Raw genomic sequence first — 13,677 nt, forward strand, 5'->3', positions numbered from 1 at the left:
AACTGACGACAGCCTGTTTTTCGTCAGAGTTTTGAATAAATAGTGCCCGTAATATCAGGGAATGACCCCAAATAAAATGTGGCATAAAAGATGCATACTGTAGTCGAGAGCGCGTATGCGTGATTTGATTAACTGGAGCGAGACCGATGAAAAAAGTCGTCACGGTTTGCCCCTATTGCGCATCAGGTTGCAAAATCAACCTGGTCGTCGATAACGGCAAAATCGTCCGGGCGGAGGCAGCGCAGGGGAAAACCAACCAGGGTACCCTGTGTCTGAAGGGTTATTATGGCTGGGACTTCATTAACGATACCCAGATCCTGACCCCGCGCCTGAAAACCCCCATGATTCGTCGCCAGCGTGGCGGCAAACTCGAACCTGTTTCCTGGGATGAGGCACTGAATTACGTTGCCGAGCGCCTGAGCGCCATCAAAGAGAAGTACGGTCCGGATGCCATCCAGACGACCGGCTCCTCGCGTGGTACGGGTAACGAAACCAACTATGTAATGCAAAAATTTGCGCGCGCCGTTATTGGTACCAATAACGTTGACTGCTGCGCTCGTGTCTGACACGGCCCATCGGTTGCAGGTCTGCACCAATCGGTCGGTAATGGCGCAATGAGCAATGCTATTAACGAAATTGATAATACCGATTTAGTGTTCGTTTTCGGGTACAACCCGGCGGATTCCCACCCAATCGTGGCGAACCACGTAATTAACGCTAAACGTAACGGGGCGAAAATTATCGTCTGCGATCCGCGCAAAATTGAAACCGCGCGCATTGCTGACATGCACATTGCACTGAAAAACGGCTCGAACATCGCGCTGTTGAATGCAATGGGCCATGTCATTATTGAAGAAAATCTGTACGACAAAGCGTTCGTCGCTTCCCGTACAGAAGGCTTTGAAGAGTATCGTAAAATCGTTGAAGGCTACACGCCGGAGTCGGTTGAAGATATCACCGGCGTTAGCGCCAGTGAGATTCGTCAGGCGGCGCGGATGTATGCCCAGGCGGAAAGCGCAGCCATTCTGTGGGGCATGGGTGTTACCCAGTTCTACCAGGGCGTGGAAACCGTACGTTCTCTGACCAGCCTTGCAATGCTGACCGGTAACCTCGGTAAGCCGCATGCGGGTGTAAACCCGGTTCGTGGTCAAAACAACGTGCAGGGGGCCTGCGATATGGGCGCACTGCCAGATACTTACCCTGGCTACCAGTATGTGAAAGATCCGGCTAACCGCGAGAAATTCGCCAAAGCCTGGGGCGTGGAAAGCCTGCCTGCTCATACCGGTTATCGCATCAGCGAGCTGCCACACCGCGCAGCGCATGGTGAAGTGCGTGCCGCGTACATTATGGGCGAAGATCCGCTACAAACTGACGCGGAGCTGTCGGCAGTACGTAAAGCCTTTGAAGATCTGGAACTGGTCATCGTTCAGGACATCTTTATGACCAAAACCGCGTCGGCGGCGGACGTTATTTTACCGTCCACCTCGTGGGGCGAGCATGAAGGCGTGTTTACTGCGGCTGACCGTGGCTTCCAGCGTTTCTTCAAAGCAGTTGAACCGAAATGGGATCTGAAAACGGACTGGCAGATTATCAGTGAAATCGCCACCCGTATGGGTTATCCGATGCACTACAACAACACCCAGGAGATCTGGGATGAGTTGCGTCATCTGTGCCCGGATTTCTACGGTGCGACTTACGAGAAAATGGGCGAACTGGGCTTCATTCAGTGGCCTTGTCGCGATACTTCAGATGCCGATCAGGGGACTTCTTATCTGTTTAAAGAGAAGTTTGATACTCCGAACGGTCTGGCGCAGTTCTTCACCTGCGACTGGGTAGCGCCAATTGACAAACTCACCGATGAGTACCCGATGGTACTGTCAACGGTGCGTGAAGTCGGTCACTACTCTTGCCGTTCGATGACCGGTAACTGTGCGGCACTTGCGGCGCTGGCTGATGAACCAGGCTACGCACAAATCAATACCGAAGACGCCAAACGTCTGGGTATTGAAGATGAGGCATTGGTTTGGGTGCACTCGCGTAAAGGCAAAATTATCACCCGTGCGCAGGTCAGCGATCGTCCGAACAAAGGGGCGATTTACATGACCTACCAGTGGTGGATTGGTGCCTGTAACGAGCTGGTTACCGAAAACTTAAGCCCGATTACGAAAACGCCGGAATACAAATACTGCGCCGTGCGCGTCGAGCCGATCGCCGATCAGCGCGCCGCCGAGCAGTACGTGATTGACGAGTACAACAAGTTGAAAACTCGCCTGCGCGAAGCGGCACTGGCGTAATACAGTCCTTTCTACAGCCTCATTTCGGAGGCTGTTTTTTTATCCATTCGAACTCTTTATACTGGTCACTCCCTACCCAATCGTATTATCAAAATGAAAAAAATTATCGCATTGATGTTGTTTTTGACATTCTTTGCCCATGCGAACGGCTCCGAGCCTGGCAGTCAGTATTTAAAGGCTGCAGAGGCTGGAGACCGACGCGCACAATATTTTCTTGCCGACAGCTGGTTTAGCTCCGGCGATTTGAGCAAAGCCGAATATTGGGCACAGAAAGCCGCCGACAGCGGTGATGCTGATGCCTGCGCGCTGTTGGCGCAGATCAAAATCACCAATCCGGTCAGTCTGGACTATCCACAAGCAAAAGTTCTTGCAGAGAAAGCGGCGCAAGCAGGCAGTAAAGAAGGTGAAGTGACGCTGGCGCATATTCTGGTGAATACTCAAGCGGGTAAACCGGATTATCCAAAGGCGATTTCGCTGTTAGAAAACGCCTCGGAAGATCTGGAGAACGACTCCGCCGTCGATGCCCAAATGCTGCTTGGTTTGATTTACGCCAACGGCGTGGGCATTAAGGCCGACGATGACAAGGCAACCTGGTATTTCAAACGCAGCTCTGCGATTTCCCGAACCGGTTATTCCGAGTACTGGGCGGGAATGATGTTCTTAAATGGTGAAGAAGGTTTTATCGAGAAGAACAAACAGAAGGCGCTGCACTGGCTGAACCTGAGCTGTATGGAAGGGTTTGATACCGGGTGTGAAGAGTTTGAAAAATTAACTAACGGTTAATGTAGGCCTGATAAGACGCGGCAAGCGTCGCATCAGGCATCCACACATTGCCGGGTGTATGTCCCCGGCAATCCTCAATTATTGATCCGCAGTTTTATCAAATTTGCCCAGCACTTCGCGCTCATAAGCCAGCGCTTTCTTACGGTCAAATTTGTGTTCCCACTTGGCAATCACCAGCACCGCCAGCGCATTACCCACCACGTTCAGCGCAGTACGCGCCATGTCGAGGATACGGTCAACACCGGCAATAAACGCCAGACCTTCCAGCGGGATCCCTACGCTGCCCAGCGTTGCCAGCAACACCACAAACGACACGCCCGGCACGCCAGCAATCCCTTTCGAGGTCACCATCAGCGTCAGCACCAGAATGATTTCCTGCCAGATGGACAGGTCAATACCATACAGCTGCGCGATGAAGATAGCGGCAATACTTTGATATAGCGTTGAACCGTCAAGGTTAAAAGAATAACCGGTCGGCACCACGAAACTGGTGATCGACGCCGGTGCACCATAGGCTTCCATCTTCTCAATAATTCGCGGCAGCACGCTTTCAGAGCTGGCAGTGGAGTACGCCAGAATCAGCTCATCTTTCAGAATACGAATCAGGATCCAGACGCTTAACCCGCACAGGCGCGCCACAATTCCCAGCACTACCAGCGCGAAGAACAGAATGGCGAAATGCACCAGCAGCACCAGTTTCGCCAGTGGCCACAGAGACGAGAAACCAAAGTTAGCCACCGTCACCGCAATCAGCGCAAACACACCCACCGGCGCATAACGCATCACCATATGAGTCACTTTAAACATGGTTTCAGAGATGGAGCGGAACACGGTCACCAGCGGTTCACGATGCGTCGCGGGCAGGGAGGAAAGCCCCAGACCAAACAGCACCGAGAAGAAGATGATCGGTAACATTTCGCCTTTCGCCATCGACGCCACAATATTCGTCGGCACCAGAGACAAAATCGTGCCCATAATACCGTGGGAACTGCTCTGTACCGCTTCTGTAGTGCTCTGATATTTCGAGATATCGACGGTTGCCAGCTGCGACATATCCACCCCGGCACCGGGCTGGAAGACGTTCGCCAGGGTGATCCCCAGAATGATGGCGACAGTGGTGATCACCTCGAAATAGATAATGGTTTTCGCGCCAATACGCCCGAGCTGTTTGGCATCACCAACACCCGCAATACCCACCACCAGCGTGGAAATAACAATCGGCACAACAATCATTTTGATCAGATGGATGAAGATATCACCCGCCGGAGAGAGCAAATTGACGACCAGCCAGTCGCGGCTGTCGCTATGGTAGTGCAGGTAGCTTCCCAGGAGAATGCCCAGCACCATAGCAAACAGAATCTGCCAGGCCAGGCTGAATTTTATATTTTTCATCAGAATAACTTCCTCAATGGAGCGCCGTTCCCGTTCAGAAACGCGAGAACGTGACATACTGCCAGGGCATGAATTGTGTTGCGTTGGTTTGTAGATTTTTTTAACGCTTATAATCAGTATCATTTGCGCGGTATGTTGCGCAACCCTTTAACAACAGAGCTTTTCGCTGCATTAATGCATAATAACGCGAGTTTATGGCAGGATTAATGAATAACCATTTGTTATGGAAAGATTTTTATTTGTTTAACCTGCAATAATACTGATTAGTGATTATTTTGGGCATATGTTCATTCGATTATTTTTTATGCAGCTCAATAACATAATCTTCATCACCAGATGATTAATCTGATCTCCGCTGCAACAGTTTCGCCAAATTAATCGACTCGACCAGCTGTGTTCGGTTGACCCGGGGTGAGTTTAAATCCATCACTTTTTGCCATAATTCGATGGCTTGCGTGTAATTCGCCTGCATAAACGCATCGGAAGCCAGCAGCATCAGAGCGGTGATTTCGTTAGAGTCCAGCGCGAGGGCTTTGTCGATCATTGCGCGAGTCTGGGCGGTCATATGCTGGCTGGCCTGGTAATACAGCACCGTCGCCAGCGCCGCATACAGTTCAGCGTTATCGCCACGTAGTTGCAACGCCTGACGGTACGCCAGCAGCGAATTGCTGTAATCGTTTTGCCACAGATAATACTCGCCCAGTAACGCCCACTGTTCGCTGTTTTGTGGATTAGCGCGAATTTTATCCTGCAATGCCTGAAGCTGCGCTTCCGGGGTTTGCTGGCTGGCAAACTGATGTAGCGGATCGCGCTGACGCTGATACTCCGCACGTACCGCCTGCCATTTTGGGCTTAACAGATAACTGCCGACACAGAGAAATACCATCAATATCGTGAGTGTTGTCAGCATTTTCACCGGTATTTGAGGCTGTTTCATCGCTTTGCTCTCACTCGCCAGAGGATCAGTGCCATCAGCAGTAACAACACCACTGGCAGCGCCCACAACACCAGCGTCTGACCGGTTAACGGTGGGTTATAGCGAACAAAATCTCCGTAGCGTTCGGTCATCCAGCCAATGATTTCGACTTCACTTTTCCCCTCCGCCACCATGCTGTAAACCTGATGGCGCATACTGACTGCCACCGGCGCATTGGATTCCAGTAAGTTCTGATTCTGGCATTGCGGACAACGTAACTGGCTGGCAATAGTTAACGCCTGTTCCTGTTGTTGCGGATTGGCGAATTGCCAGGTGTCTACAACCTGAGCGTGCGCAAAACAGGCAAATAACAGCAGTAGCATGAGAAGCCCTTTATTCATCGCGCTTCCTCCCCCGCCATCCGCTTAACAATGCGCCCGCAATCATCAACAATCCTCCCCCCCAGATCCAGCGCACACCGCTTTGTACATACAAACGAAAAGCGTAACGATCTGGTCCGGTTTTCTCACCCATGACCGCATACCAGTCATGGATACCGTTCCAGCGAATTGACGGTTCCATCATTTGCTGACGACGTGCTTCATAAAAACGCCGCTCCGGCGTCAGTTCACCAATACGTTGCTGATGGTCAAACAGCACCACTATCGCTTTTTCGCTGGTGTAATTACCTTTGGCTTGTAGATCGAGGCGCTCAAAACGGAAGGTGTATCCTGCCAGAGTCACCTGCTGACCCGGCTGTAAATTCAGGCTGATCTCCTGACGGCTGACGCTTGAAACCACGATCCCCGCGGCAAATAACAGCACGCCCGCATGAGCCAGCAGCGCCGGAAGCTGCACGCGTTTGCCAGAGACAAACGTCGCCAGCACAATCACCACCAGCATCAACAGACCAAACGGTAACGTTGCGCGGTTAAAATATGGCGCACCAACGGAGAGGCGTCCCCAGCCCAGCAGGCCGTAAATCATCGGATAAAGCGTTCCCACCAGCACGATCAGTAGCACTGCGCAAAACAGCAACAGCGTAGCGAGGATTAACATTTCCCGCGATAACCCCGATAAACGCACCGCCGGGCCACCGTCCCGCGCTCGCCAGCCATACAGAGCCAGAGACGCAAGGCTAATCAACGCAAACAGGCTGAACAACGGCACGGCGCGGACGTTATCCAGTGCGAACGCATGAACCGAAACCAGAATGCCAGAACGGACAATTAAGGTGCCCAGCAGCGACAGCATCAGAGTAACTATCGCCAGTAACAGCGACCAGTGGCGGAAAATCCCCCGCTGGCGTGTCAGGGACAAACTGTGCAGCAGCGCAGTGGCAGAAAGCCAGGGTAATAAAGAGGCGTTTTCCACCGGATCCCAGAACCACCAGCCGCCCCAGCCCAGTTCGCAATAGGCCCACCAGGAACCAAGGATGATCCCCGCAGTTAATGCGCTCCAGCCAGGTAGTGCCCAACGCCAGCAAATTCGGGCGCTGACACCATCAAACTCGCCGCGCAGTAGACTCGCCAGCGCCACGCTCGCCGCTACCATCAAACCGCCATAGCCAAGGTAAAGCAGCGGTGGATGAAAGATAAGACCGGGATGTTGCAGCATCGGATTGAGATCTCGGCCTTCGATTGCTGGCGGAAATATCCGCGCAAACGGATCGGACCACAGCACCACAAACAGCAACAGTGCGGCGAGCATGAGAGATAAAACGGCTAATGTCAGCGGAAATAGCGGATCGGTTTGCTGCCGATAATGCCAGGCAAACAGCGCACTCCACGCGGAAAGGAGTAGCACCCAAAGTAGCAACGAACCTTCATGCCCTCCCCACACTGCCGCCAGTTTGAGTTCCCACGACAGCAGGCTGTAGCTATGTTGGGCGACATAAATGACCGAGAAATCGCTGATGAGAAAACAATACGACAGTACGCCAAAAGCGATCAGCAGGAGCGCGAACTGTGCCAGAGTGCCGATGCAAGTGAGTCGCATCATGGCAGGCCAGCGCAACCGCACTCCCGCAAAGGTTGTCAACGGGGTCAACACGTTGACCCCAAGACTTAACAACAACGCCAGAAAACCGACTTCAGGAAGGAATACGTCCAGAAACCACCTCTTTTCTGGCTTACGCCACCGTTAACTGCCCGGCGTAGAGAATGAAAAAGCGCAGCATCAACACCCCGACCAGGCTGGCTCCACACGCCGCCAGCACGGCAGGAATGCCGGAACTACGATTCACCCACGGTTTGAGCAACATTGGCACAATCAGCCCCAGCCCGGCGACACCAAGCCAGAACCACCACGTCCAGAAACCACCGCCCAATGCTGCCACCAGCGCACGCACTTTGCCGTCATCGCCCAGCGCCAGTCCAACAAAAAACGCCACCAGCAGGAAGATTTCGCCCCATACCACAGGGATCTCCATACGGTGTACAAAGTGCGCTTCCGTGGAGTGCGGATTACTGCGCTGGCGTATCGCCATAGCGATCAACGCCACCGCCGCACCGGACGAAATGCCGGAGAAGAGGAACAGCACCGGTAAAATCGGATTATTGAGGAACGGATATGATTTCAGCGCCGACAGCAGAAAGCCGGTATAAGCCCCCAGCAACACCGCCAGCACCAGCATTAGCGTTTCCAGTCCGCGGTGAACGGGCGTCAGCAGACTCAGAACCTTTTGTACGATCCCCAGCTTCGGCAACCAGCGTTGTTGCAGGGCAAGCAAATCATGTTCAAAGATTTTCGCCAGCCACAGCACCAGCACCACCATGTAGAGCTGAAACAGCATCACCCCCATCGACATCACCGAGGTAAAACTGTAATGGAACATCAGCTTCCAGAAGGTCCACGGTCTTGTCAGGTGGAAGACGAGAATCAACAGACCGAGGATCACCGCGCCAGGCCCGACAATCAGCGTGGTGCGCAACAACGTACTGTCTGCACCGCCCGCCTGCGGGTAGAAGCGACGTAACAGCACGGCCAGCGTCACCAGACCGGCAGAAATACCAATCAAAAACAGGTAGATGGCAATCGGCCAGTCCCACACCAGCGATTCAAAATGAAATGCGGAAGTCTGCGTCATTGGCTCACCTCCCCGTATTTAAACGGTACGCGGTACAGCTTCGGTTTGGTTCCCAGCGCCAGCTTGTAGCGGTAAGTGGGCTTCTGGCGTAGCAGTTGCGAAATCTCACTGTTGGGATCGTCCAGATTGCCAAACGTCAGCGCCTTCGTCGGGCAAGCCTCAACGCACGCGGGGAGCTTACCGGCCTGCAAATTGGTCTTACGGCAGAAATCGCATTTGTCCGCCGTCTTCGTGACCGGATGGATAAAGCGCACACGGTACGGACAGGCGGCAATGCAGTACTGACAACCGACGCAGAGATCCGGGTTAACATCGACAATCCCGCTGGCAGCATCGCGAAAAGACGCACCCGTTGGGCAGACGTCAACGCACGGTGCATGGTCGCAGTGCTGGCAAGACTTACGAAAGAAGCGATATTTCACATCAGGAAATTCGCCCTGCGGCTCGCTACGAATAATTGTCAGGCGCGAGACGCCTTCCGGCACCTTGTTCACTTCCCGACAAGCATCCATACAGGCAGTACAGCCGATGCATAACGACTCGTCATGCACCATGCCGTAACGCACCCCATTGATATTCAACGTTTTCGCCACCACGCGTCCTGCGGTGCCGCTGACGGCTGCCAGCACGCCGACGCCGGTGAGAAACTGGCGACGAGACCAGGTCATGGCTGCTCCTTAAGCAACGGAACAGACGCCGGGTTAAAGTTCGGATTGGTGCGCTGATCGCTGTGGCAATCGACGCAAATCTTAATCCGTCCTTTGTCACTTAACGTCTGCATCGTATCTTGCTGTGGATGCAGGGAATGGCAGCTAGCGCACGCCACTTTGGTTACGTGGACATCGTGCGGCCAGAACGCTTTTTGCAACTGTTCCGGCAGATGGCAGGACATACACACGCTGTTCTGCTCTCCAACCTTGTACATCGGCTCGTTAAAGCGCATCACATCTTTCACCCCTTCGCGGTGTTGCGGTGATGGCTGGCCGTGACAGTTGGTGCAGGTGACCGGCAGTTTGTTATTCGGGTTGATAACGGAAGCATGTTTGCCATGCATACCTTCGGTATCTGGTTTATGACAGTCCAGACAGGCGGCATCCGGGTTACGCTGCTGGGTAACTTCGTAGCGATCACCAGATGCCTGCGCCGCAGGGGTAGCGGTAATTCCGTTCAGGCTCCACAACAGGCCCGACGCCAGCACCCCGGCAGTTAATAACGAACGTAATACGCTCATATTCACTCCATTGTGTTTTCCGCCCCTTGCGAGGCGGAACGGGGTTATTGGCTTAACAGACCGTTTTTACGTGCCTGCGCTTCCCACTGCGGGATCACCGTTTTGATGAAGTCCTGCTTCTCAGCCTTGATTTGTTCCATGTTCAGGCCAATGGCCTGCTGGGCTTTCTCTTTGGTTGAGATATCCGGGATCGGGATTTCATGGGTGATGCCTTTGGTCGCCAGCAGGCGCGCCAGTTTGGTGCGCGCATCCGCCGCTTTATCCATCGCCGTACCGAGCATCCTCAGACCTTCTTCCGGCGCGTGCATATGAATACCGTGGGAAGCGATCGCCAGATCCCAACGCCACTGGGCATGACGAATATCGTCCTGAATCGGCTTCATTTCGGCTTCTGTCGCGCCTGCGTCCAGCGCCGCTTTCGCTTCGAAGTGAGCGTGAACCAGTTGATCTTCAACCTTGATTTTCAGGTCGTTAATTGACTGCTTACGTTCCGCGACCACTTTTTGCAGGGCAGCTTTGTCCTGGGTATGGCAGTTCGCACAAGTCTGGGCGAAGTTATCAAACGGATTACCAATTTTATGGTCGGTGTAGAGTTTGCCTTCGGCGTTCTGCACTTTTGGCATATGGCAGTCGATACAGGTCACGTTGTTTTTGCCGTGAATGCCCGCTGTCCAGGTTTCATATTCCGGGTGCTGCGCTTTCAGCATTGGTGTTTTCGACAGGGAGTTAGTCCAGTCAGAGAAGGCAATTTTGTCGTAATACTGCTCCATATTTTCGACTTTCATGCCGTCATCCCACGGGAATTTAACGGCTTTGTTTTTGCCATCGAAGTAATACTCCACATGGCACTGACCGCAAACCATCGATTGCTGGTCGAAACGTCCGGCTTTCTCAAAAGGTTTACCAATGGCTTCCATCGCGCGAGCCGCATACGGACGGGAAAGGGTTAACTCCGGTTTGCCTTTGGCGAACTCTGGTGAGGCGGTGTTATGACAATCGGCACAACCTAAGTTGTTGACGATTTCCGGGCCGCCGCGCGCCCATTTACCGTGGAAGTAGCCATCTTCGCCGTCTTTCTGGATCAGACGCGCCACATCCGGGCTTTTACAACTCCAGCATGCCATCGGTAGCGGACCATCTTCAGCGTTTTTCGGCGCACCGGTACGCAGGGTTTCACGCACATCGGTCACAGCAAAGGCATGTCCACGCGGCTTGTTGTAATCGCGCGAGAAGGGATACCCCGCCCACAGGATCACCAGCCGTGGATCTTCCGCCAGGGCGTCAACACGCTCTGACTGTTCCGAGGTGGCTTTCCAGGAGAGATATTGATCGGGATGCTGCGGGGCAAAGGTTTCATTCTTCGCTTCCACAGTTACAGGTTTTGCGGGAGCAGCCGTTTGTTCAGCGTGAACAGAAGTGAAAAAGAAAAAAGGAATCAATAAGCTGAAGATACGGCGTGCGTTTATTTTTATCCTTGTCATAGGGGCTTCATCCGAATTGCGCCATTGTTGCAATGGCGGTTTTTATTGTTTTTCACGACAGTAACCGCACCTACACTGTCATGACATTGCTCGCCCCTATGTGTAACAAATAACCACACTGTGAATGTTGTCTTTAATCAATTGTAAGTGCATGTAAAATACCACTTTAGAGTTAGTCAGTATCTTCCTCTTTTTCAACAGCATGCATAACTGCATGTTCCTCAAAGAATTAATCAACTTTTGTTGCTGACCTTCAAAAATTACCCTGCCGTTTATTTGCACAATTCTACTTTTGCGTGATCTGTCGCCCAAATACTAAACAAAACTGCCAACACCCCTACATTTAACGCTTATGCCACATATTATTAACATCCTACAAGGAGAACAAAAGCATGAGTCAAATTCACAAACACACCATTCCTGCCAACATCGCAGACCGTTGCCTGATAAACCCTCAGCAGTACGAGGCGATGTATCAACAATCTATTAACGCACCAGATACCTTCTGGGGCGAACAGGGAAAAATTCTCGACTGGATCAAACCTTACCAGAAGGTGAAAAACACCTCCTTTGCCCCGGGTAATGTGTCCATTAAATGGTACGAGGACGGCACGCTGAATCTGGCGGCGAACTGCCTTGACCGCCATCTGCAAGAAAACGGCGATCGCACCGCCATCATCTGGGAAGGCGACGACGCCAGGCAGAGCAAACATATCAGCTATAAAGAGCTGCACCGCGACGTCTGCCGCTTCGCCAATACCCTGCTCGGGCTGGGCATTAAAAAAGGTGACGTGGTGGCGATTTATATGCCGATGGTACCGGAAGCTGCGGTCGCAATGCTGGCCTGCGCCCGCATTGGCGCGGTGCATTCGGTAATTTTCGGCGGCTTCTCGCCGGAAGCCGTTGCCGGACGCATTATCGATTCTAACTCACGGCTGGTGATCACTTCTGACGAAGGCGTGCGTGCCGGGCGTAGTATTCCGCTGAAGAAAAACGTTGATGACGCGCTGAAAAACCCGAACGTCACCAGCATTGAACATGTGGTGGTACTGAAGCGTACTGGCGGAAAAATTGACTGGCAGGAAGGGCGCGACCTCTGGTGGCACGACCTGGTTGAGCAAGCGAGCGATCAGCACCAGGCGCAAGAGATGAACGCTGAAGATCCGCTGTTTATTCTCTACACTTCCGGTTCTACCGGAAAGCCGAAAGGCGTGCTGCACACTACCGGCGGTTATCTGGTGTACGCGGCGCTGACTTTTAAATATGTCTTTGATTATCATCCGGGCGATATCTACTGGTGCACCGCCGATGTGGGCTGGGTTACCGGGCACAGTTATTTGCTGTACGGCCCGCTGGCATGCGGCGCGACCACGCTGATGTTTGAAGGCATACCGAACTGGCCGACGCCTGCCCGTATGGCCCAGGTGGTGGACAAGCATCAGGTCAATATTCTCTATACCGCGCCCACGGCGATCCGCGCGCTGATGGCAGAAGGCGATAAAGCGATCGAAGGCACTGACCGTTCGTCGCTGCGCATTCTCGGTTCCGTAGGCGAGCCAATCAACCCGGAAGCGTGGGAGTGGTACTGGAAAAAAATCGGCAACGAGAAATGCCCGGTGGTCGACACCTGGTGGCAGACCGAAACCGGCGGTTTCATGATCACACCACTGCCTGGTGCTACCGAGCTAAAAGCAGGTTCGGCAACACGTCCGTTCTTCGGCGTGCAACCGGCGCTGGTCGATAACGAAGGTAACCCGCTGGAAGGGGCTACCGAAGGCAGCCTGGTGATCACCGACTCCTGGCCGGGTCAGGCGCGTACATTGTTTGGCGATCACGAACGCTTTGAACAGACCTACTTCTCCACCTTCAAAAATATGTATTTCAGCGGCGACGGCGCGCGTCGCGATGAAGATGGCTATTACTGGATCACCGGGCGCGTGGACGACGTGCTGAACGTCTCGGGTCACCGTCTGGGAACAGCTGAGATTGAGTCGGCGCTGGTGGCACATCCGAAGATTGCCGAAGCCGCTGTCGTGGGTATTCCGCACAATATTAAAGGTCAGGCGATCTACGCCTACGTCACGCTTAATCACGGGGAGGAACCGTCACCAGAACTGTACGCAGAAGTCCGCAACTGGGTGCGTAAAGAGATTGGCCCGCTGGCAACGCCAGACGTGCTGCACTGGACCGACTCCCTGCCAAAAACCCGCTCCGGCAAAATTATGCGCCGTATTCTGCGCAAAATTGCGGCGGGCGATACCAGCAACCTGGGCGATACCTCGACGCTTGCCGATCCTGGCGTTGTCGAGAAGCTGCTTGAAGAGAAGCAGGCTATCGCGATGCCCTCGTAACTCTCAATTGCCGGATGCGATCCGGGCAACAAGTCTGAAACGATTTGTAGGCCTGATAAGACGCGACAGCGTCGCATCAGGCATTGATTGCCGGATGCGGCGTATAACGCCTTATCTGGCCTACATAAGGCAAGGGTTACC

The 13,677-nt window shown here is 53.3% G+C and carries 11 protein-coding genes; 3 read left to right on the plus strand and 8 right to left on the minus strand.

Annotated features, from left to right (window positions below):
• Positions 1–146 precede the first annotated feature (146 nt).
• The gene (gene fdhF / locus AABJ99_RS21790; protein WP_077627041.1) at positions 147–2,294 is read left to right on the plus strand and encodes a formate dehydrogenase subunit alpha; all 2,148 of its coding nucleotides are present in this window, start codon (positions 147–149) and stop codon (positions 2,292–2,294) included.
• 93 nt (positions 2,295–2,387) lie between these two features.
• A complete protein-coding gene (gene yjcO / locus AABJ99_RS21795; protein ID WP_000719893.1) occupies positions 2,388–3,077 on the plus strand; it encodes a Sel1 family TPR-like repeat protein YjcO in 690 nt (229 codons plus the stop codon).
• Between the two features lie 78 nt (positions 3,078–3,155).
• Here the strand turns inward: yjcO and gltP are convergent, their stop codons facing one another.
• From gltP to nrfA, 8 genes are all read right to left on the minus strand, one after another.
• Positions 3,156–4,469 (minus strand): glutamate/aspartate:proton symporter GltP, encoded by a 1,314-nt coding sequence (gene gltP, locus AABJ99_RS21800; RefSeq protein ID WP_000789589.1) that lies wholly within the window; start codon positions 4,467–4,469, stop codon positions 3,156–3,158.
• Between the two features lie 340 nt (positions 4,470–4,809).
• Positions 4,810–5,406, minus strand: coding sequence for a heme lyase NrfEFG subunit NrfG (nrfG, locus tag AABJ99_RS21805; RefSeq protein ID WP_039021430.1), 597 nt, complete (start codon positions 5,404–5,406; stop codon positions 4,810–4,812).
• The gene (gene nrfF, locus AABJ99_RS21810) at positions 5,403–5,786 is read right to left on the minus strand and encodes a heme lyase NrfEFG subunit NrfF (protein ID WP_032185694.1); all 384 of its coding nucleotides are present in this window, start codon (positions 5,784–5,786) and stop codon (positions 5,403–5,405) included. The genes nrfG and nrfF overlap by 4 nt, the downstream gene beginning before the upstream one ends.
• Positions 5,779–7,497: a heme lyase CcmF/NrfE family subunit gene (nrfE, locus tag AABJ99_RS21815; protein ID WP_072039632.1), complete on the minus strand. Its 1,719-nt coding sequence runs from the start codon at positions 7,495–7,497 to the stop codon at positions 5,779–5,781. The genes nrfF and nrfE overlap by 8 nt, the downstream gene beginning before the upstream one ends.
• A 19-nt stretch (positions 7,498–7,516) precedes the next feature.
• Complete coding sequence (gene nrfD / locus AABJ99_RS21820) at positions 7,517–8,473, minus strand: cytochrome c nitrite reductase subunit NrfD (protein WP_000195167.1); 957 nt, start codon at positions 8,471–8,473, stop codon at positions 7,517–7,519.
• Positions 8,470–9,141 (minus strand): cytochrome c nitrite reductase Fe-S protein, encoded by a 672-nt coding sequence (gene nrfC / locus AABJ99_RS21825; RefSeq protein WP_000220281.1) that lies wholly within the window; start codon positions 9,139–9,141, stop codon positions 8,470–8,472. Before nrfC ends, nrfD begins: the two co-directional genes overlap by 4 nt.
• Positions 9,138–9,704, minus strand: coding sequence for a cytochrome c nitrite reductase pentaheme subunit (gene nrfB / locus AABJ99_RS21830; protein ID WP_001296647.1), 567 nt, complete (start codon positions 9,702–9,704; stop codon positions 9,138–9,140). The genes nrfC and nrfB overlap by 4 nt, the downstream gene beginning before the upstream one ends.
• Positions 9,705–9,748: 44 nt before the next feature.
• On the minus strand, positions 9,749–11,185 hold the full coding sequence (gene nrfA / locus AABJ99_RS21835) for an ammonia-forming nitrite reductase cytochrome c552 subunit (protein ID WP_039021428.1): 1,437 nt from the start codon (positions 11,183–11,185) through the stop codon (positions 9,749–9,751).
• A 392-nt stretch (positions 11,186–11,577) separates the two neighbouring features.
• Here nrfA and acs point away from each other — a divergent pair, with 392 nt between their 5' ends.
• Positions 11,578–13,536, plus strand: a complete 1,959-nt coding sequence (gene acs, locus AABJ99_RS21840) for an acetate--CoA ligase (RefSeq protein ID WP_338387449.1) — start codon at positions 11,578–11,580, stop codon at positions 13,534–13,536.
• Positions 13,537–13,677: the final 141 nt, after the last annotated feature.

The organism is Escherichia coli (genome assembly GCF_036503815.1).
GTDB lineage: Bacteria > Pseudomonadota > Gammaproteobacteria > Enterobacterales > Enterobacteriaceae > Escherichia > Escherichia coli_F.

What these genes read in the sequence shown, in the direction of transcription:
- nrfC (WP_000220281.1), bottom strand. Translation starts at nt 9,141, where the DNA reads ATGACCTGGTCTCGTCGCCAGTTTCTCACCGGCGTCGGCGTGCTGGCA.
- nrfD (WP_000195167.1), bottom strand. Translation starts at nt 8,473, where the DNA reads ATGACGCAGACTTCCGCATTTCATTTTGAATCGCTGGTGTGGGACTGG.
- nrfF (WP_032185694.1), bottom strand. Translation starts at nt 5,786, where the DNA reads ATGAATAAAGGGCTTCTCATGCTACTGCTGTTATTTGCCTGTTTTGCG.
- nrfA (WP_039021428.1), bottom strand. Translation starts at nt 11,185, where the DNA reads ATGACAAGGATAAAAATAAACGCACGCCGTATCTTCAGCTTATTGATT.
- nrfB (WP_001296647.1), bottom strand. Translation starts at nt 9,704, where the DNA reads ATGAGCGTATTACGTTCGTTATTAACTGCCGGGGTGCTGGCGTCGGGC.
- nrfG (WP_039021430.1), bottom strand. Translation starts at nt 5,406, where the DNA reads ATGAAACAGCCTCAAATACCGGTGAAAATGCTGACAACACTCACGATA.
- acs (WP_338387449.1), top strand. Translation starts at nt 11,578, where the DNA reads ATGAGTCAAATTCACAAACACACCATTCCTGCCAACATCGCAGACCGT.
- gltP (WP_000789589.1), bottom strand. Translation starts at nt 4,469, where the DNA reads ATGAAAAATATAAAATTCAGCCTGGCCTGGCAGATTCTGTTTGCTATG.
- yjcO (WP_000719893.1), top strand. Translation starts at nt 2,388, where the DNA reads ATGAAAAAAATTATCGCATTGATGTTGTTTTTGACATTCTTTGCCCAT.